This is a genomic window from Pseudomonas sp. D3-10, assembly GCF_051132175.1.
In the GTDB taxonomy this organism is placed as follows: Bacteria; Pseudomonadota; Gammaproteobacteria; order Pseudomonadales; family Pseudomonadaceae; genus Aquipseudomonas.
In genome coordinates, this window is the sequence record NZ_CP071668.1 from 2,807,401 (window position 1) to 2,826,017 (window position 18,617).

The following is an 18,617-nucleotide window of genomic DNA, read 5'->3' on the forward strand; positions in this document are numbered from 1 at the left end:
GGTGATGACGAAATCGGCATAGTGTGCGAGACGAGGCCGAACCGTCATCAACTGCGTGCGTTTGTCCATCGCCATTCGGTATGGCTTGTATCGATATTGATAGACTCGAACTTCTCCGCCACATAGCGCAAGCAGGCTCCTCCGTCGGGTTTGTAGTGTCCGGAGGCATCGTTGACCATCGCTAGGACATTTTGCATACGGTGTTCCTTGACCCTGAACTCTCCCGCGCAAATGACCGGTCTGCCGCTTCCAAGTTGACTGTGTCTTAAATACTCCGATGGTTTGGCATGTTCCCAGCGCTTATAAATAATCGATCCCTCAGGCGTATATACCCATGTATAGCTGTTGGATTCGCTGTTTGGGGCAAGGAGTTCGCTTGTTTGACCTTTCAGTTGATTACCGATCAACTTGCCGTTCCAGACGCCGAGCAGTTGACCCACCCCTTCTAGTTGTGCCGGGTTGTAACAGCGCCAGCGGGTCAAGTCACTGATATACGGCATCCAGCGTATTGGATACGTCTGAGCGCTCAGATCTAAGGGGCGACGATCGGAGTTCGTCCAGTTGGAGAAATCCACGATGCCTGACCATACCGGGCGAAGATGCGGTGATTTGTTAAAAATCCACGTATCTATTTTATTCATTGCGTTGGTGTAGATATCGTTGGCGGTAATCAGTAGTGACTCGAGTTCCCAGGCATCCGAGATGATCGGGTGCGGCACAGGCGCTTGATAGAACGTCAGGCCGCGAATGTCCGATAGCGAAATGCTCGACCTGCCAAACATCCTTTGGATATCAATCGAAATGTGAATCGTCTGACCGACTCTCGGGGCTTCGATGTAAGTCTGTAACTCGTTGTACGGTCCCATTGATATCAATAGTGTGTCGTCGGTTCCCGCGTAGTAAGTATTCTTTATCTGCGCCGTGACAGTCAGCGTGTCGATGATGGGCTGATTGAACGCTGAGACGATTGTATCTGGGGTGATGTTTGACGCTGCGACGGACGAAGCTGCGTCGCTTTGATTGAATGAGCTCATGCTCAACCGGTGCTGATTAGACATATGCCGTCCCTGGCAAAAGTAGGTGCGCGAGAGCCTAACAAATCAGGCGCAAGTTGCAACGGGCGCTTTGTTTCTATGTTTTTGGAATAGGCCAATGCGGGAAATAAGGCAATCGTGATCAGTGACCGGAAGGCAAGAACTCGAACAGCGTCCTGCAGACCCCGGCGATATGTTCGTCCAGCAGTTTCACCGCGCGCTCCACGTCACCGGCGCGGCAGGCGTCGAGGATTTCGCGGTGCTCATGGTCGGCGCGATCCTTGCCGGCCGACAGGCTCATCTGCATGCGCAGGTAACGTTCGAGTTTGTCGTGGACCGAGCGGATCAGGCTCACCATGAAGGGCCGTTGCGCCGGTTCATAGAGGCAGGCGTGCAACTGCCAGTTCAGCTCGGCCCAGCGGCCGACGTCGTCCTCGCCGATGAACTCCCGGCAGATGCTTTCGGCACGGGCGAAGGTCGCGTCGGTCATGTTGGGAATCGCCAGGCGCAGCACCTTGTCCTCCAGCAACATCCGCACCTCGAACATCTGCGCCAGTTCCGCCTCGGAGATCCGCGTGACCATCGCCCCGCGATTGCGCTGGAACATCACCAGGCCCTCGGCCTCCAGGCGCTTGAGCGCTTCGCGCACGGGGATCTTGCTGACGTTGAATTGCCGGGCGATGTCGTCCTGGCGAATCGGCTCGTCCTCGGCGAAAAGCCCGGCCACGATAGCGTCGCGCAAGTGGCGGGTAATGATTTCCGAAGTGGACGGGGCGTTGCCCAGGTCGGGCAGGTTGAATTTGGATAAAGTCACGGCGACGGTCGTTTGGCTGAGGTGGGGATATGGTATACGACCTGCCTGCCGTGATGTCGAGCGACGTTGGCCATTGTGGCGAAGGGTTTATTCAGCCGTGGGAGGCCTGGGCGATGAAAGCCTGCGTCCGGACGATGCGCAACCCGGTGATCGTTGCGCCTGCCAGCAACGCCAGGCCAAACACCGTCAACGCGACATCAGCGCCGAAATGGTCAGCCATCCAACCCGTCACCACGACCGGAATGCTGAACCCGACATAGGCGAAGAGGAAGAAACCGGCGCTGACTCGGGCTTTTTGCGTACCGGCCATGGCCGTGATCGCCGACAGTCCGCCGAGGTAAAGAAAGCCATAGCACGCACTGCTGGCCCCCAGTGCGCCGAGCAGCACGGCGGCCAGCGAACCCTGGCTCGCGCCCCAGGCGAGCAGCGCATAGCTCAAAGGCAAGACGAGCAGCCCCAATCCGGTGGCCCTGGCCGGCTGCATGCGTTTCACCCAAGGCTGGAAGATCAGCCCGCAACTGATCACGGTGAAGGTCGACAGGCCGGACCATCGCTGCAAGTCATGGGCCGCGAGCACCGAAGGCAGGATGGCGATCACCAGCCCGGAAGTCGCCCAGGCCAGCAGCATGGAGAAGCTGTAGGGCAGGCTGCCAGCAGGGAACAACGGCAGGCGCAACAGCGGCGCGTGCCTGATTTTCGGGGCTGGGTCTGGCAGTCGCGCGACCACGACGATCGCCAGGGCGGCCAACGCCAACTGCACCCAGAAACTGCCTGGCGTAACGCTGTGATGGACGAACAGGAAAAGGCTGGTCAACGCCGCGCCCAATCCAAAACCCAGGGAGGTGCTGGCGGTGACCCGGTTTGCCGGCGACCGGGCATCGCCGGTCGGCATCAATTCCACCATGTAGGCCGTGGAAGTCGCCGAGGCCAACCCGGTGCCGACGCCCATCATCAGGCGCGCCACGCCCAGCGCTATCAGGTTGGGCCAGATCGAGGTGATGACCGTTGCCAGCATCGACAGGCCAAGCGCCACCAGGATCAACGGTTTGCGGCCCATCCGGTCGGCCAGTCCGCCGAACGCCAGCAGCACGGGCAACACGCCGAGCACATAACCGGAAAACGCCACCGCCGTGGCGCCTGCGCCGTAACCGGAAAGCTGCGCATAGGTGGTGTACAGCGGCGCCTGCAGGTTGACCGCCAGGGTGATCAGGCACAGACCAAAGGCCAGGCCCCATGAATGTCGTTGCTGTGCGTCCAAGAGAGATCCTGCAAAAGTGTGAGCCTGGGCGGACTATCACCGCCGGACAGCAGGCAAACAAGGAACAGACGGGGGGCTTTTATGTTTAACTGTTTGCTCGAAATTCAAGAACACTTAGCCGAGACGCCGCGCCATGGACCTGAACATCGATCGCAACGCCAGGGGAAGCGTGGTCCGGCAACTGGTTGCCAGCCTAGCCGCGTGGATCGATACCCATGGCATCCGCCCCGGTGCGCGAATGCCTTCGATCCGCCAGTTGGCGACGGAAAACGGCTTGAGCCTGTCGAGCGTGATCAAGGCATATGACCAACTGGTCGCCAGCGGCGTATTGGAATCGCGGCATGGTTCGGGTTTTTTCGTGGCCCAGCAGTTACCCCAGGCGCTGGCGGCGCAGATCGAGGATGAGGCGATATCCTGGCCGCTGTTCGACAACGAATCGACCCAGCTCAAGCTGGGTTGCGGCTGGCTGCCGGACGCGTGGCGCGATGACACCGACCTGGGCCAGGCGATCCGGCAGGTGGTGCGCGGTGACAATAAGGCGCTGTTCAATTACAGCACGCCGTTGGGCTCGGCTGATCTGCGCCTGCAAATCCAGAAGCGCCTGGGCCTGATCGACATTCACGTCGATCCTCGCCAGATCATCACCACCCAAGGCGCTAGCCATGGCTTGGACCTGTTGGTGCGCACGCTGCTCAAGCCCGGTGACCTGGTGTTGGTGGAGAGCCCTGGCTATTACAACCTGTTCAACCTGCTGAAGCTGCATGGAGTCAGGACCCTGGCGGTGCCGAGAACCGCCCATGGTCCGGATATCGCCCGGCTGGAGCAGTTGCTCAAAGCGCACAAGCCCACGTATTTCTTCATCAACAGCATGTACCAGAACCCCACCGGCACCAGCCTGGCGCCGAGCGTGGCCTATCGCCTGTTGCAACTGGCGACGCTGCACGACTTTCGCCTCATCGAGGATGATATCTACGCCGATTTCCAGAACGGCCCGACGTCGCGCCTGGCCTCCCTCGATGCCCTGGACCGGGTGATCTACCTGGCGAGTTTTTCCAAGACGTTGTCCAGCTCGTTGCGCATCGGCTACGTCGTCGCCCAGCCTGAAATCATCCAGCGCCTGGCGCAGGTCAAGATGGTGACCGGTATTGGTTGTTCATTGCTGACGGAAAACGTCGTGGCGACGCTGTTGGCGAACGGGGCGTATCGCAAGCTGATCCAGCGCCTTCGCGGGCGCCTGAACAAGCAGATGGCGAGCACGTTGCGTCAGCTTGACGCGACGCACTGGGAAGTGTTTGCCGAGCCAAGTGGCGGGCTGTTCGTGTGGGCGCGGCCTCGTCTTGTGCCGGCCGAGCGGGTGCGACAGATCGCCAAGCAGCTGCAGGTCCAGTTGTCCCAAGGGTCGTCGTTCCTGCCAGAGGGGGGTGCCTGCGACTGGTTGCGGCTGAACGTTGCGTTCACCCAGGATGCCCGTGCCCAGGCGTTTTTCAAGCAAATTGGGCAAGCGTCCACGGCTGGAACGGGGGCGCTAATGGGAATAGATGTCAAACAGGAATGAGTTGCTGTATCTTTCGCAACACATTCTTGTCGCCCTTGAGGCGGCGTCTTTCATTAGGATTGTGTGTCGATGCGTCGGATACTCGTTTCACTGTGTGTGCTCCAAGCTTATTCCATCTCCTCCTGGGCAGAAGAGCCCGTTTCCACGGACAAGGCGCCGCTGGAGTTGCAAGCCACCGACATTGTCGGCACCTCGGACTTCGAGACTGCACAAGGCCCGATAAAGGGCTACCACGCCACCCGTTCCGCCAGCGCCACGCGTACCGACACCGCCATCCACGAAACCCCGCAGTCGATTTCTGTCGTGTCCCGCGATGTGGTCGAAGACCTCAGCGCCACGCGCCTGCAAGATGCCCTCGATTACGCTGGCGGCGTCGGCAGGGGGAACAATTTCGGCGGCCAGGGCCTGACCACGTTTACCGTGCGTGGTTTTACCACGGGCGAGTTCTACCGCAACGGCTTCCCGATCAATCGGGGTTACCCGAACATGCCCGATGCCAACACCATCGAGCGTCTGGAAGTGCTGCGTGGGCCGGCGTCCATGCTGTATGGGCGTGGCGATCCCGGCGGCACCTTCAACGTAGTGTCCAAGCAACCATTGGCCGAGCGCACGGTGACCCTGGGCAGTCAGATCAGCGATCAGGGAATGCGTCGCGGCACTTTGGATGCGTCCGGCCCGTTGGATGACGAAGGCCGCCTGGCTTATCGCTTGAATGTGGTGGGCGAGGGCGGCGATACGTTCCGCGATCATGTCGAGACCGAACGTTATGGCATCGCCCCTGTGGTCACTTGGCAGGTCAACGACACCACGCGCCTGACCTTCGAAGGCGACTTCATGCGCAACAATGCGCCGCTGGACCGTGGCCTGACGCATTACGCAGGCCAGCGTGGCACCGCGTCCCGCGATACCTTCTTCGGCGAAAAAGACGTCGGCAAGTTGCACAACGACAACAACATGCTGCAGGTGCGTTTCGAGCACATGCTCAACGACGACTGGACCCTGGCCGGTGGCACCCAGTGGCTCGACGGCACGTTGCAGGGCAACGCTGTCGAAGGCAACGGCATCGCCGCCGATGGGCGCACCCTGGGGCGCAACTTCAACTACCGCAAGCTGGAATGGACCGACCGCGATACCCAGCTCAACCTCACCGGGCACTTCTCCACGGGAGGGTTCGAACATACGCTGCTGACGGGTGTTGAATACGAAGACTACAGCTACGAATCTATCATCCAGCGTTCCGCCAATGGCCTTGGCGCCTACCCGATCGACATCTTCGATCCGGTCTATGGCCAGCCGCGCCCGGCCTTGACCCGCACCCCAACCGACGACCAGGAAAATCTCAAGACCTTCGGCGTGTTTGTCCAGGACCAGGTGGCGCTGACCGAGCGGCTGAAGGTGCTGGCGGGGGCGCGTTTCGAGCGGTTTGAGCATGAGTATGAAAGCTTTGTGCCCCAAGCACGCCCCGGCAGCCGCAACTGGGAGGTTACCGACAATGCGGTCACCCCACGCCTAGGCGTGATCTATGACCTGACCGACACGGTGGCGGTCTATGCCAACACCGCGCGCTCGTTCAAACCCAACAACGGCGCGAGCCGCGAGGGTGGCGGGTTCAAGCCGGAAGAGGGTAAGTCCTATGAAATGGGCGTTAAGTGGGAAGCGCTGGATCGCCAGTTGAGCGTCGATGCGGCGGTCTATCAGATCGAAAAACGCAACGTGCTGACGCCCGATCCGTTGGATTCGACCTTCAACGTCGCCGCTGGCGAAGTGCGCAGCCGTGGTTTCGACTTGAACGTGGCGGGCAACCTGACACCGGAGTGGCGCGTCATCGGCGGCTACGCCTATGTGGACGCCGAAGTGACCAAGGACGAGAACATCCCCACCGGTACTCGGCTGCTCAACGTACCGAAAAACACCGTCAGCCTGTTGAACGTCTATGAATTCCAGGACGGTGGCTTGAAGGGGCTAGGCCTGGGCCTGGGCGCCAGGTATGTGGATGAGCGGGCCGGCAACACCGCCGCCACCACCTTCACCATGGACGACTACACGGTGGTCGACCTGCTCGGCTACTACAAGGTCAACGAGCGCATTCGCCTCAACCTGGACCTGAAGAACCTGTTCGACGCCGATTACGAAGAGGGCGCGTTTGGTGGCGTCTACGCCTATCCGGGCGCACCGCGGACGGTGCAGGCGGGCATCTCCTACACGCTGTAGGTTCGAGCTAAAGAAAAACCCCGAAGGTTTCTGCCTTCGGGGTTTTTGTTTTTCACCATTTGCCGGTGCTCATGCCGCCGTCCACCGGCAGGACCGCGCCAGTCGTGAAGTCGGCACCCGCCAGGTACAACACGGCTTCGGCGATCTCTTCGATGGTGCCCACCCGACCGGCCGGCGCCAGGTTGTTGAGGAAGTCGCGGTGCGCCGGGTCATGCATCGGCGTGTCGATGATACCGGGCGCCACGGCGTTGACCTTGATGTTGAAAGGCGACAACTCCAGGGCCAGGGCGCGGGTCATCTGGTTGACGCCGCCCTTGATCAACACTGGCAGTGCTGCCGGCACCTGGATGTTCGGTTGCAAGGCCACCGAGGCGGAAATATTGATGATGAAACCCTGCTGGCGACCGATCATGTGCGCGGCTGCGGCCTGGCTGGCGTAGACGAGCCCTTTGAGATTGGTGTCCAGCAGCGATTCCAGGTCCTGCGGGCTGTATTCGACAAAGGGTTTGGGCAGGAAAAAACCGGCGTTGTTGACCAGCCCATCAACCGCGCCAAACGCCGCGATGGCTTTGCCGACCAGGGCGGTAGAGGTCGCCGGATCGGCAATGTCTCCGGCCACGCCGATGAAGCTCGCTGGATGGCCCAACTGGCCGGCCGCATCGTCCAGGCCCGACTGGGAACGGGCATTGCCCACTACGTTATAGCCGCGAGCCAGGAACGCCTTGACCAAGCCAAGGCCAATGCCGCTGGACGCGCCGGTGATGATGACGGTTTTCTGATTGCTCATGATGTTGACTCCTGATCACGTTGAGTAGGAACCGCTGCGCCTGTCTGGGCGTTGGTTGTGATCAGGGTATTGATGCGCTTGGGTTTGATAAATGGGGGTTCTGGTACTTGAGTTGATACTTGGTGTAATCAATCAATCGAACCTACGCTACACCCTGTGGGAGCGAGCTTGCTCGCGATGGCATTAGATCAATCACATGTGGGCTGGCTGACCCGCCGCTATCGCGAGCAAGCTCGCTCCCACAGGGATAGTGACTCGGCAGGCAGAAAAAAGCCCGGTCATTCGGACCGGGCTCGGTAGGGCGAAGCCTTACTCCTTGGGTTTACTTCGATACTCCGTCGTCGTCATGCCGGCATAACCCCAGTTATCGGTGTCGACTTCCTCGATCACGATATGGGTCAGGTGCGGGTCCTTGCCCAACACACGCTGCAGGGTTTCGGTGATTTCGCTAATCACCTGGGCTTTCTGTTCGCGGGTAACGCCGTCGCGGGTGATACGTACATTGACGAAAGGCATGCTGCACTCCAGTTGACGAGAATAGGCGCGGGAAGATCCAGCGCAATCGAGGGACCACTGTATTTATACGCCACGGCCTGATAAACAGGCATCGGGAATCTTCAGTTGATACGCGGTGTAATGAATCATGAAGCGGCACTTCGAAGACTTGCAGTTGGGCAGCATCGAGCTTTTCTGTCTGGCGGCGGAGGCGGGCAGTTTCACGGCGGCGGCGCAGGTGGCGGGCGTGACCCCAGCGGCGGTGAGCCGCTCGATTTTTCGGTTGGAAGAGCGTCTGGGTTCGCGCCTGTTTGTGCGCACCACCCGCAGCATCCGCCTGACCGACGCCGGCAGGACTTTTTTCGAGCAATGCCGTCAGGCATTGACGCAATTGGTCGAGGCGCAACAGGAAGTCATGGGGGCGCAATCCGTGCCATCCGGGCAACTGCGCATCAGCGTGCCGACGACTTACGGCCATCACCGCATCCTGCCACTGCTGCCGGCGTTTCGCGCGCAATACCCGCAAGTCACCGTTGATGTCCACTTGAGCAACCGCAACATCGATTTTGTCGCCGAAGGTTATGACCTCGCCATCCGTGTTCGGGCCCAGCCGGACTCCTCGATGATCGCCCGGTTGCTAGAAGACGCGAAACTGGCGGTGGTCGCGTCCCCGGATTACTTGCGCAGGGTAGGCACGCCGCAAACGCTGGAAGACCTGGAATTGCACGAGTGCATCCAATTCGAGCTGCCCAGCAGTGGTCGTCGTATCTCTTGGTTGTTCAACGTCGAGGGCAAGGAGAAGGAAGTGTTCGGGCAGGGTGGGTATTGCTGTTCCGACGACGTGTTGGGCGGGGTGACGCTGGCCAAGCATGGCGCCGGGCTGTTCCAGACCTATCGATTCATCGTTGAAACAGAGTTGGCGGACGGGCAATTGGTGGAAGTGCTGACACCGTTCGCGGGGCGTTCGCGCCCGTTCACGTTGCTGTATCCCCATGGCCGATACGTGCCGCAGCGGGTGCGGGCGTTTGTGGATTTTCTGTTGCAGTACCGGGAGCAGTGGGCCGCGACTTGAGGTGATTGTGATCTGTGGCGAGGGGATTTATCCCCGCTGGGCTGTGAAGCAGTCCTCGCTCAGACTGCTCGGTGTGCCAGATTGAACACCCGCCGCTGTTGGGGCTGCTGCGCAGCCCAGCGGGGATAAATCCCCTCGCTACAATGGATCACCATAAGCTCAAATGATGCGTTTGCCGCAGAGATTCCCGGCCCAGCCCCTTATCAGAACCGGAATGCCTGACGACCAATCAGCAGCCATTTGCCGTTCTGTTTTTGCCAGATCTGGAAGTTTTCGATTTCGGTCGGGACCACTTCGGTGCCCTTGAGCGCCTGGGCGGAGAAGTGGTTGCGTACCAGGGCCACGTCGCCCGAGAGGGTGATTTTCTGATTTTTCATTTCCAGGGTCTTGAATGCGCTCTTGCCGGTTTCGATGTCGGCGATGAAGGCTTTTTTGTCCTGGATATTGCCGCTGGAGTGGCCGTAGGTCAGGTTCTCGGCGGCAAGGGCCTGGAGTTGGGGGATGTCTTTGTGAAGCATGGCCTGGGTCAGGTGGTCTACAGCTTCGGCCACCTCTTTTTCGGCCGGTGCGGCGGCTGCGACGTAGCCGCTGAAGAGGCAAACGAAACCGATCAGCAATGATGCTTTTTTCATGGGTTTTTTCCTTGTTTTTGTAAGTATCGGGAATTCGAGCGTCTAGTGCTCGTCGGTCATCGTACAACTTGTCAGGGTAGACTGGAATAGGGCACGGTCAACGTGGGGAGGGAGCAAGCGTCCTCGCCACAAGGGCAAACGGTATTTTGCCTACAGTCCCTCCCGAACGGCCCCCCGAATCCCCTCCAGCAACATCGTAAACGCCGGATTGTCGTTATCCTCCCGCCAAACCAGATGCAGCTCACTCTGCACCCCTTCACCCAGATCGATCTCGCGAAACACCACTTGCCTGAACGCCACGCTGGTCGCGCAACGCGGCACCAGTGCCAGGCCCATGCCGGCGTTGACCAGCGCCAGGATGGTCAGCGAAGACCCCAGCCATTGCACGAACTGCGGGGCGACACGGGCCGAGCGCAGCATGCCGGTGAGCAGTTCGTTGAAGGGCGGGTAGGCGGAGTGGGCGTACATCAGGAACGGCTGTCCATCCAGGTCCTGCACGCTGACAGACTCGGCGTTGGCCAGCGGGTGGCCCGCAGGCACGGCCAGGACAAACGGCTCGCGCACCAGGCACTCAGTGGCGTAGCCGGTTTCCAGCAGCGGCGAGCGGACGATGCCCAGGTCGATGCGCCGGGCGCGCAGGGCTTCGTGTTGTTGGTAGGTGTTCATCTCCGACAGGACGATCTTCACCTGCGGTTGCTTGAGCCGCGCTTCGGCGATCACCTTTGGCAGGAATTCATACACCGCGCTGCCGACGAAGCTGATGGTGACCGAACCGATATGGCCCTGGGCAAAGCGCTTGGCGGCCACTGCTGCCTGCTGCGCCTGTTGCAACAGGTTCTGCGCCTCGATGAAGAACGCCCGGCCGGCGGCGGTGAGGGCGACGCTGCGAGTGCTGCGGGTGAACAGTTCGACGCCCAGGTGATGCTCCAGCAATTGGATCTGCCGGCTCAAGGGTGGTTGGGTCATGTTCAGGCGTTCGGCGGCGCGACGGAAGTTGAGTTCGGTCGCCACGGTGGTGAAGCAGCGCAGTTGGGCCAGCTCAAACATTGATTCAATCCTGGTATCAATCAAGTGCCAGGTTAGATTAGACGGGAACAATCAGCGGCGTCCATCATCGACGCGCACACCTTCCGGAGCCGCTGCATGAAAATCAAACGCGTCACCGTCACCCCCATCGCTTTCCGCGACCCACCGCTGCTTAACGCCAGCGGCATCCATGAGCCCTTTGCGCTGCGCTCGATCATCGAGATCGAAAGCGACAACGGCTACATCGGCCTCGGCGAGAGCTACGGCGATGCGCCGGCCCTGGCGATCCAGCAACAGGTCCAGGACCAACTGGTCGGCATGGACCCGTTCAACCTCAACCAGTTGCGGGCCATCGTCCAGGCCACCGTGGCGGCCCACAAGCCGGCCAGCGTTGCCGGGGCGGAACTGGCGCCGGGCTCCCATGCGAGCAAAGCGGTGAGCAATGCCTATTCGGCCTTCGAGGTGGCCTGCCTGGACTTGCAGGCGCATTACCTGAACGTGCCGCTGGTGGACCTGTTGGGCGGTGCGATTCGCGATGAAGTGCCGTTCAGCGCATACCTGTTTTTCAAATATGCCGAGCACATCGACTCGCCATATCCTGCGGACAACTGGGGCGAAGCGCTGAACGAGCAGCAGATCGTCGCCCAGGCACGGCGCATGATCGAGGAATACGGGTTCAAAAGCATCAAGCTCAAGGCCGGCGCCCTGGAGCCGGAGCATGAAGTGGCCTGCATCAAGGCGTTGAAAAAAGCGTTTCCCGGCTTTCCGCTGCGCATCGATCCCAACGGCAACTGGTCGCTGGAAACCTCGATCCGCATGGCTGAGCTGCTCGGGGACGACCTTCAGTATTACGAAGACCCGACGCCGGGCCTGGAGGGCATGGCCGAGCTGCACAAGCGCACTGGCCTGCCGCTGGCGACCAACATGGTGGTCACCGATTTTGACGAGTTCCGCCGAAGCGTGGCCCAGGACAGCGTGCAGATCGTCCTGGCCGACCACCATTATTGGGGCGGGCTGCGGGATACCCAGGTACTGGCGAAAATGTGCGACACCTTTGGCCTGGGGGTTTCCATGCATTCCAATTCGCACTTGGGCATCAGCCTCATGGCCATGGCCCACGTGGCGGCTTCGGTGCCGAACCTGGATTACGCCTGCGACACGCATTACCCATGGCAGGAACCGGATGAAGAAGTGATCAAGGGTGGCAAGCTTCCGTTTGTCGACGGCTGCGTGAAGATCACCCGGGCGCCGGGCCTGGGGTTGGAGCTGGACCGCGATCAACTGGGCAAGCTGCACGAGCAGTTCCTGAGCTGCGGCATTCGCCAGCGCGATGACGTGCGGCAGATGCGGCGCTATCGGCCGGATTGGAAGACGGTCAAGCCGAGGTTCTGAGCTGAAGGCGAGGGGGCCTGCTGCGCAAGCCAGCGGGAGCAAGCTCCCTCGCCACGGGATCACCTTGTATTCGGGAACGAAGTCGTACTCGGCTTTGTGGCGAGGGAGCTTGCTCCCGCTGGGCTGCGCAGCAGCCCCAAACCAGACGACTCGGTACCACTGCACAACGAGTTGATCCTACCCACCCACCGGCCCACACCCAAAGTACCGCGCCCGGCGGCATCCGGGTCTTACACACAAACTGCCGCGCCGGGCCTGCGCTGCCAAAGCAGCCGCCAATCACTTCCAAGGCAGCGTATGACGCGCCCGGGTGCCTTTCGATAATCGCCTCCGACATCCCGTCCCCTGTTGCGGAGCGCGCCATGCACAACAATAAAAATACCTGCCTGCGTTTTTTGCCTGCGGTCATCGCAGGCCTCTCGACTCTCGCCCCGATGCCTTGGGCCCACGCCGAAATCATGCTGTACGACAAGGACCAGACGACCTTTTCCACCGACGGCTACATCAACGCTTTCTACGTCAACAGCGACGTGGACCGTGCCGGCGAACAGTTCGACCGCCGCCAGTCGCGGGTCAAGATGGGCTTCTTGCCCAACTACCTGGGCTTCAACATGGGCAAGCAGGTCGATGACCTCAAGCTCGGCGCCCGGGCGTCGTTCTGGGTGACCATCAACGACAGCGAAACCAACGGCACCGACACTGCCATCGACGTGCGCCAGTTCTACGGCACCGTCGCCAACCCGGAGTGGGGCGAAGTGCTGATCGGCAAGGACTTCGGCCTGTTCGCCCGTTCCAACATCCTGCTCGATGAGCTGCTGGCCGGTTATGGCCAGGTCAGCGACGCCTTGGGGCTGGTGGACGGCGGCGGCGTCTCGTTCGGCAATATCGGCAGCGGTTATCCGTACCCGTTCCCTACGTCGCAAATCACCTATCGCACCCCCGTGATGGACGGGTTGCGCGTGGCGGTGGGCATCATGGACCCGGTGGACACCAACGACAGCAGCGCCACCGGCAAGGCCTACCAGGAGAACCCTCGCACAGAGAGCGAGGTTACTTATCAGTTCGACCTGGGCGCAGCGAAGATCTACAGCTGGCTGAACGGCAGCTACCAGACTTCCGACAACACCGACTCCAGCGTCGAGTCGGTCACGTCCAAAGGTTTGGGTTATGGGGTGCAGGCGAAGATGGGTGGGCTGTCGCTCACCGGCTCGGGGTTTCAGGCCAAGGGTATCAACCCGTTCTTCACAAACAATGCCGGCGAGGCCACGTTGCGCAATGTCGACAGCAAGGGCTACCTCTTGCAGGGCTCCTACAAGCTGGGCAAGAACCGCCTGGCGCTGTCCTATGGCAAGACCGAGGACGACGGAAACGGCGTGGTCGGCAGCGGCGCCGACTATGAGACTCGCGGTGTCGCGCTGTTCCACGACATCAACGATAACCTCAAGCTCGTCGCCGAATACAACCAGTTCGAAATCAACGGCCATGACACCAGCGCGCAGAACGAAGACACCGATACCTTCGCGGTGGGGGCGGTGTTGACCTGGTAAGGACTACTCAACCCTGTGGCGAGGGAGCAAGCTCCCTCGCCACGGAAGCGATCCACGTGAACAAGGTTTTCTTGGCGGCCCCAACCGTGCGCATCGCGGCTGGGGCCGCCACGGTTCTCATCCCATGGAAGCGTCCATCCGCTACCCAAGTAGCATTCGTGGGCCGGGCGTCGATTCGTACACTCAAGGCTCTATCACGCACCGTCGGAGGCGCAGATGCAGCAGGCCCAGAGCGAGGGCGTGGTCAGCGCCATGTCCCAGGCAACGGACGTCGAGCAAGTGGCCCAGGAGCTGGCGCGACAGTTGTTGCACCCGTACCTGGGGTTCGTGCTGTTTTTCTGTTCCGCCGAATACAATCTGCCGGCCCTAGGCCACGCGCTTTCGCGCAGCTTTGGCGGGATCCGGCTGGTGGGATGCACCAGCGCGGGGGAAATCACGCCACAAGGTTACGGCCGCAACTGCGTGACGGCGGTGGGTTTCGACCACCGGCATTTTTCCATCGCTGCCGAACTGATCGGCGAAATGGAGCACTTCAGCCTGATCGATGCCCAGCAGATGGTCGAGCGCCTTGCCAGTGGTTGCCGCAGCAACGCCTTGGCGCCGATCAAGGGCCACAGCTTCGCCTTGACCTTGCTCGACGGTTTGTCCAGCCGCGAGGAGATGGTGCTGGCAGCCTTGAGCGCCGCCCTGGGGGACATCCCGCATTTCGGCGGCTCGGCCGGGGATGACAATTACCTGACCCACACCCACGTCTACTTTGAAGGTCAATTCCACAGCGGCGCGGCCGTGGTGGTGTTGATCAATACTTGGCTGGAGTTCGAAGTGTTTACCACCCACCACATCCTGCCCCGGCAGGAAAAACTGGTGGTGACCGGCGCCGACAGCGCCACGCGCAGGGTCTACGAGCTAAACGCCGAGCCTGCGGCCGAAGAATACGCACGGCACATTGGCGTGCCGGTAAACGCGCTGGATTACCGGGTCTTCGCTGCCCATCCATTGGCCGTGCGCATCAACGACCAGTACTACGTGCGAGCGATCCAGCAGGTCCATTCGGACCTGAGCCTGAGTTTCTATTGCGCGGTGGAGAACGGCATCGTCCTCACCGCCATGAGCCCGGGGCCGTTGCTGCACAACCTGCAAGATCTGTTCGATGGTTTGCAGGCGCGCCTCGGGGACTTGCTGCTGACCCTGGGCTGCGACTGTTTCCTTCGACGCCTGGAGCTGGAAGATCGCGACGGCCTGGAACAGATCGGCCAGTTCCTGCGTGAACATCGGGTGATGGGGTTCAACACCTATGGAGAGCAATTCAATGGCATGCACATCAACCAGACGTTCACCGGAGTTGCCATTGCCCGCCATCGCGTCCCCGACCATCGCTGAACTGCAGGCGCAGCTCGCCGCTCTGGAGCATGAGAACCGCAAGCTGCGGCGCATCAATGAAGCGCTGATCGAGCGGGTGGAATCCGGCGTGACGCGCGGCAGCGACCCATACGCAGCCTTCCAGCATTCGGTGGTGCTGGCCGAACAGGTGCGTGAGCGTACCGACGCCTTGAACCAAGCCATGGCCGAGTTGAAGGCCGGCAACCATTTGCTCGGCGAAGCGCGGTTGCGGGCGGAAACGGCCCATCGGCATTTGATCGACGCGATCGAGAGTATTTCCGATGCCTTCGTGCTGTTCGACGCGCAACAGCGCATCGTCCTGTTCAACAGCCGTTTCAAGGCGTTCTGGGCCCACAGCCGGGTGCGGATCATCGCGGGGATGCGCCTTGCCGAGGTCAAGCGTTTGATGACCGCCAACGGCTTGTTCAGCGAAGAAACCCGCGGCCAGCCCGACGAACCGGTGCTGTACCGATTGCAGAACGGGCGCTGGCTGCAAGTCAGTGAGCGGCCGACCCAGGAAGGCGGCCGGGTGATTCTCTTCACCGATATCACCGACGTCAAACTCAGTGAAACCGTGCGCCGGGAACAGGCCATCGCGCAGAAATCCCATCTGTTGCAGCGCGCCGTGGACAACCTGTCCCAGGGCGTGGCGATGGTCAACGCTCAAGGCGTGCTGGAACTGTGGAACCGGCGCTTCCTGGAGCTCAGTGGCCTGGCACCGGTAGCGGCCCATCGGCCGTTCAACGAGGTCATCGCCGACAGCGAGCTGCAACTGCTTACACCGACCAGTCGCGATGGCAATGGCCGGCTGATCCAGGAGTGTGAGCAACGGCTGTCCGATGGCCGAGTCCTGGAGATCCGCACCCATCCACTGCCCACCGGTGGCTACGTCAACACCTTCACCGACATCACCGAGCGCTACCAGCACGCCGAGGCGTTGAGCGAGAGCGAGCGCTGGATCCGCCTGATCACCGACCACGTTCCGGCGCTGATCGCCTATCTCAACGCCGATCTGGTCTATGAGTTCACCAACAAGGTCTACGAGCAATGGTATTGCTGGCCCCGTGGCGTGATGCTCGGCCAGAGCCTGCGAGAAGCCCACAGCGAGCAGCACTATCAGCGCTTGGAAGCCTACGTGGCCCGGGCGCTGGCGGGCGAGAGCGTGACGTTCGAATTCGCCGAGACCAACATCAACAACCAGGAGCGCTACATGCTGCGCTCCTATGTGCCCAACGTGCTGGCCAACGGCGAGGTGGTGGGGATCTTCGTGCTGATCCGCGACATCACCGAGCGCCGTCGCACCGCCGAGGCGTTGCACCAGGCCTATCAAAACCTGGAGCAGCGCGTGCAGGAGCGCACCGCTGAACTGACCAGCCTCAACGACCAGTTGCTGCGCGAGATCGATGAGCGCAGCCGGGTGGAACTGCGCTTGCGCGAAGCCAAGCGCGAGGCCGAGCGGGCCAACCTGTCAAAAACCAAATTCCTCGCGGCGGTCAGCCATGACCTGCTGCAACCGTTGAACGCCGCGCGGCTGTTCACCAGCGCCTTGCTGGAGCGCCGCGAGCCGGTGGCGAACGCGCACCTCGTGCGCAACGTGAGCAATTCGCTGCAGGACGTGGAAAACCTGTTGGGCACCCTGGTGGATATCTCCAAGCTCGACGCCGGCGTGATCAAGGCCGACGTGGCGCCGTTCGCCTTGAGTGAATTGCTCGACAACCTGGCGGCCGAATATCGCCAAGTGGCGCGCAGCGAGGGTCTTGAATTGTGTTTCGTACCTTGTTCGGTGCTGGTGCGCAGTGACATCCAACTGTTGGCGCGGATCCTGCGGAACCTGCTGAGCAATGCGCTGCGCTACACCCCGAACGGGCGGGTTCTGCTGGGATGCCGGCGTCTTGGCAATCGTGTTTCGATCGAGGTCTGGGATTCTGGCATAGGCATCGCCCAGGATCGCCTGGAGGAGATTTTCCAGGAGTTCAAGCGCGGTGATGTCCAGCGACCGAACCAGGATCGAGGCTTGGGCCTGGGGCTGGCGATTGTCGAGAAGATCGCCAGGATACTTGGGCACCGGATCCGGGTGCGCTCATGGCCGGGCAAAGGCTCGGTATTCGCCATTGAGGTGCCCCTCAGCGCCACCGCGCCCAAGCCGCTGCCGTGCCTGGACATGAGCGAGCCCATGCTTGAACGCCTGCGCGGGGCGCGGGTCTGGGTGCTGGATAATGATGGAGCGATCTGCGCCGGCATGCGTACCTTGCTCGAAGGTTGGGGCTGCCTCGTGGTGACTGCGCTGTCGGAACAGGACCTGGCGCGGCAAGTGGACGGCTACCGTGCCGAAGCCGACCTGCTGATCGCCGATTACCACCTGGATCACGACCAGAACGGCGTGGACGCCGTGGCCCGGATCAACGCCTGCCGTGCCTCACCGATCCCGGCCATGATGATCACCGCCAATTACAGCAATGAACTCAAACAGCAGATCCGCGAGCTTGGGCACACACTGATGCACAAGCCGGTGCGGCCGATGAAACTGAAGATTGCGATGAGTCACTTGCTGGGCCAAACAACCAGCCGATGAGTCGAACCGCTTTTGTGGCGAGGGAGCTTGCTCCCGCTGGGCTGCGAAGCAGCCCCATCCTGAACAAGCCTGACACACCGAGGTGCCTGGGTTTGGGGCCGCTTCGCGCCCCAGCGGGAGCAAGCTCCCTCGCCACAGTGTCCCGTTAGTGTTCAGCCGTTCAACGCCGCAAATAAGCCCCGAAATCAATATCCCCCGCGCTGAGAATCGCCTGCACCCGGTTATGCACGTTGAGCTTGCGCAGGATCGCCGAGACGTGAGCCTTGACCGTGGTTTCGGCGATGTCCAGCGTGTAGGCGATCTGCTTGTTCGACTCGCCCTTGGTCATGCGTTCGAGTACCAGCAGTTGCTTGCGCGTCAGGGCCTGGAGCAGTTCGGGCGGGAACGCCGGGGTTTCGTTCAAGCGGCGGCCCGTGGGGCTCTTCTGGGTGCGGATGATGTCCGGCGGCAAGTACACGTTGCCGTTGAGGATCTGCTCGATGGCGTCGGTCATTTGCGAGCGAGGTGAAGACTTGGTGATGAAACCCACCGCGCCATAGGTGATGGCCTGCAGAACGATTTGCTTGTCCTGTTCGGCGGACACGATCACCACGGGGATGGTCGGCGCTTCGTTGCGCAGGTTGATCAGGCCGTTGAGGCCGTGCATGCCGGGCATGTTCAAGTCCAGCAGGATCAAATCCAGGTCGTCGTGTTCGCGGGTCAGCGCCAGGGCGCTGTCCAGGTCGGCGGTTTCCATCACCTCGCTACCGGCGAACCCGTCGCTGATGACGTTGTGGATGGCTTCGCGAAACAGTGGGTGATCGTCGGCTATCAGGATTTTATACATGGCCATTCACCTCGTT

15 protein-coding genes are annotated in these 18,617 nt (G+C 61.2%); 7 read left to right on the forward strand and 8 right to left on the reverse strand.

Annotated features, from left to right (window positions below; all coding sequences use genetic code 11):
* Positions 1 to 47: 47 nt before the first annotated feature.
* From J3P90_RS12700 to J3P90_RS12710, 3 genes are all read right to left on the reverse strand, one after another.
* A complete protein-coding gene (locus J3P90_RS12700) occupies positions 48 to 1,058 on the reverse strand; it encodes a hypothetical protein (protein WP_434676498.1) in 1,011 nt (336 codons plus the stop codon).
* Between the two features lie 118 nt (positions 1,059 to 1,176).
* Positions 1,177 to 1,848, reverse strand: a complete 672-nt coding sequence (locus J3P90_RS12705; protein ID WP_420763869.1) for a GntR family transcriptional regulator — start codon at positions 1,846 to 1,848, stop codon at positions 1,177 to 1,179.
* A gap of 91 nt (positions 1,849 to 1,939) precedes the next feature.
* Complete coding sequence (locus J3P90_RS12710) at positions 1,940 to 3,106, reverse strand: MFS transporter (protein WP_434676499.1); 1,167 nt, start codon at positions 3,104 to 3,106, stop codon at positions 1,940 to 1,942.
* 133 nt (positions 3,107 to 3,239) lie between these two features.
* Here J3P90_RS12710 and J3P90_RS12715 point away from each other — a divergent pair, with 133 nt between their 5' ends.
* Positions 3,240 to 4,661, forward strand: coding sequence for a PLP-dependent aminotransferase family protein (locus J3P90_RS12715; RefSeq protein WP_434676500.1), 1,422 nt, complete (start codon positions 3,240 to 3,242; stop codon positions 4,659 to 4,661).
* Positions 4,662 to 4,730: 69 nt separating this feature from the next.
* Positions 4,731 to 6,872: a TonB-dependent siderophore receptor gene (locus J3P90_RS12720; protein ID WP_434676501.1), complete on the forward strand. Its 2,142-nt coding sequence runs from the start codon at positions 4,731 to 4,733 to the stop codon at positions 6,870 to 6,872.
* Between the two features lie 52 nt (positions 6,873 to 6,924).
* On the opposite strand, the gene J3P90_RS12725 is transcribed toward J3P90_RS12720, so the two are convergent.
* Entirely contained in the window at positions 6,925 to 7,659 is a 735-nt protein-coding gene (locus J3P90_RS12725; protein ID WP_420763873.1) for an SDR family NAD(P)-dependent oxidoreductase, read from the reverse strand.
* A 309-nt stretch (positions 7,660 to 7,968) separates the two neighbouring features.
* Positions 7,969 to 8,175: a tautomerase family protein gene (locus J3P90_RS12730; protein ID WP_030140737.1), complete on the reverse strand. Its 207-nt coding sequence runs from the start codon at positions 8,173 to 8,175 to the stop codon at positions 7,969 to 7,971.
* A 127-nt stretch (positions 8,176 to 8,302) separates the two neighbouring features.
* Here J3P90_RS12730 and J3P90_RS12735 point away from each other — a divergent pair, with 127 nt between their 5' ends.
* Positions 8,303 to 9,226, forward strand: coding sequence for a LysR substrate-binding domain-containing protein (locus J3P90_RS12735; RefSeq protein ID WP_434647479.1), 924 nt, complete (start codon positions 8,303 to 8,305; stop codon positions 9,224 to 9,226).
* Positions 9,227 to 9,429: 203 nt separating this feature from the next.
* Here the strand turns inward: J3P90_RS12735 and J3P90_RS12740 are convergent, their stop codons facing one another.
* The gene (locus J3P90_RS12740; RefSeq protein WP_420763875.1) at positions 9,430 to 9,858 is read right to left on the reverse strand and encodes a nuclear transport factor 2 family protein; all 429 of its coding nucleotides are present in this window, start codon (positions 9,856 to 9,858) and stop codon (positions 9,430 to 9,432) included.
* A gap of 150 nt (positions 9,859 to 10,008) precedes the next feature.
* Positions 10,009 to 10,905, reverse strand: coding sequence for a LysR substrate-binding domain-containing protein (locus tag J3P90_RS12745; protein ID WP_420763876.1), 897 nt, complete (start codon positions 10,903 to 10,905; stop codon positions 10,009 to 10,011).
* Between the two features lie 96 nt (positions 10,906 to 11,001).
* On the opposite strand from J3P90_RS12745, the gene J3P90_RS12750 reads away from it, so the two are divergent.
* From J3P90_RS12750 to nahK, 4 genes are all read left to right on the forward strand, one after another.
* Positions 11,002 to 12,276, forward strand: coding sequence for a glucarate dehydratase family protein (locus J3P90_RS12750; protein WP_434558906.1), 1,275 nt, complete (start codon positions 11,002 to 11,004; stop codon positions 12,274 to 12,276).
* Positions 12,277 to 12,638: 362 nt separating this feature from the next.
* Entirely contained in the window at positions 12,639 to 13,823 is a 1,185-nt protein-coding gene (locus J3P90_RS12755) for a porin (protein ID WP_434676502.1), read from the forward strand.
* Positions 13,824 to 14,039: 216 nt separating this feature from the next.
* Positions 14,040 to 15,203 (forward strand): nitric oxide-sensing protein NosP, encoded by a 1,164-nt coding sequence (nosP, locus tag J3P90_RS12760; protein WP_420763879.1) that lies wholly within the window; start codon positions 14,040 to 14,042, stop codon positions 15,201 to 15,203.
* On the forward strand, positions 15,133 to 17,775 hold the full coding sequence (gene nahK, locus J3P90_RS12765) for a hybrid sensor histidine kinase/response regulator NahK/ErcS' (RefSeq protein ID WP_434676503.1): 2,643 nt from the start codon (positions 15,133 to 15,135) through the stop codon (positions 17,773 to 17,775). Before nosP ends, nahK begins: the two co-directional genes overlap by 71 nt.
* Before the next feature lie 160 nt (positions 17,776 to 17,935).
* Here nahK and J3P90_RS12770 read toward each other — a convergent pair whose 3' ends face one another.
* Positions 17,936 to 18,601: a response regulator transcription factor gene (locus J3P90_RS12770; protein WP_039588789.1), complete on the reverse strand. Its 666-nt coding sequence runs from the start codon at positions 18,599 to 18,601 to the stop codon at positions 17,936 to 17,938.
* Positions 18,602 to 18,617 lie beyond the last annotated feature (16 nt).

Excerpts from the sequence above, each read along its gene's own strand:
- J3P90_RS12700 (WP_434676498.1), bottom strand. The coding sequence starts at position 1,058 with ATGTCTAATCAGCACCGGTTGAGCATGAGCTCATTCAATCAAAGCGAC.
- J3P90_RS12715 (WP_434676500.1), top strand. The coding sequence starts at position 3,240 with ATGGACCTGAACATCGATCGCAACGCCAGGGGAAGCGTGGTCCGGCAA.
- J3P90_RS12720 (WP_434676501.1), top strand. The coding sequence starts at position 4,731 with ATGCGTCGGATACTCGTTTCACTGTGTGTGCTCCAAGCTTATTCCATC.
- J3P90_RS12725 (WP_420763873.1), bottom strand. The coding sequence starts at position 7,659 with ATGAGCAATCAGAAAACCGTCATCATCACCGGCGCGTCCAGCGGCATT.
- J3P90_RS12730 (WP_030140737.1), bottom strand. The coding sequence starts at position 8,175 with ATGCCTTTCGTCAATGTACGTATCACCCGCGACGGCGTTACCCGCGAA.
- J3P90_RS12735 (WP_434647479.1), top strand. The coding sequence starts at position 8,303 with ATGAAGCGGCACTTCGAAGACTTGCAGTTGGGCAGCATCGAGCTTTTC.
- J3P90_RS12740 (WP_420763875.1), bottom strand. The coding sequence starts at position 9,858 with ATGAAAAAAGCATCATTGCTGATCGGTTTCGTTTGCCTCTTCAGCGGC.
- J3P90_RS12745 (WP_420763876.1), bottom strand. The coding sequence starts at position 10,905 with ATGTTTGAGCTGGCCCAACTGCGCTGCTTCACCACCGTGGCGACCGAA.
- J3P90_RS12750 (WP_434558906.1), top strand. The coding sequence starts at position 11,002 with ATGAAAATCAAACGCGTCACCGTCACCCCCATCGCTTTCCGCGACCCA.
- J3P90_RS12755 (WP_434676502.1), top strand. The coding sequence starts at position 12,639 with ATGCACAACAATAAAAATACCTGCCTGCGTTTTTTGCCTGCGGTCATC.
- nosP (WP_420763879.1), top strand. The coding sequence starts at position 14,040 with ATGCAGCAGGCCCAGAGCGAGGGCGTGGTCAGCGCCATGTCCCAGGCA.
- nahK (WP_434676503.1), top strand. The coding sequence starts at position 15,133 with ATGGCATGCACATCAACCAGACGTTCACCGGAGTTGCCATTGCCCGCC.
- J3P90_RS12770 (WP_039588789.1), bottom strand. The coding sequence starts at position 18,601 with ATGTATAAAATCCTGATAGCCGACGATCACCCACTGTTTCGCGAAGCC.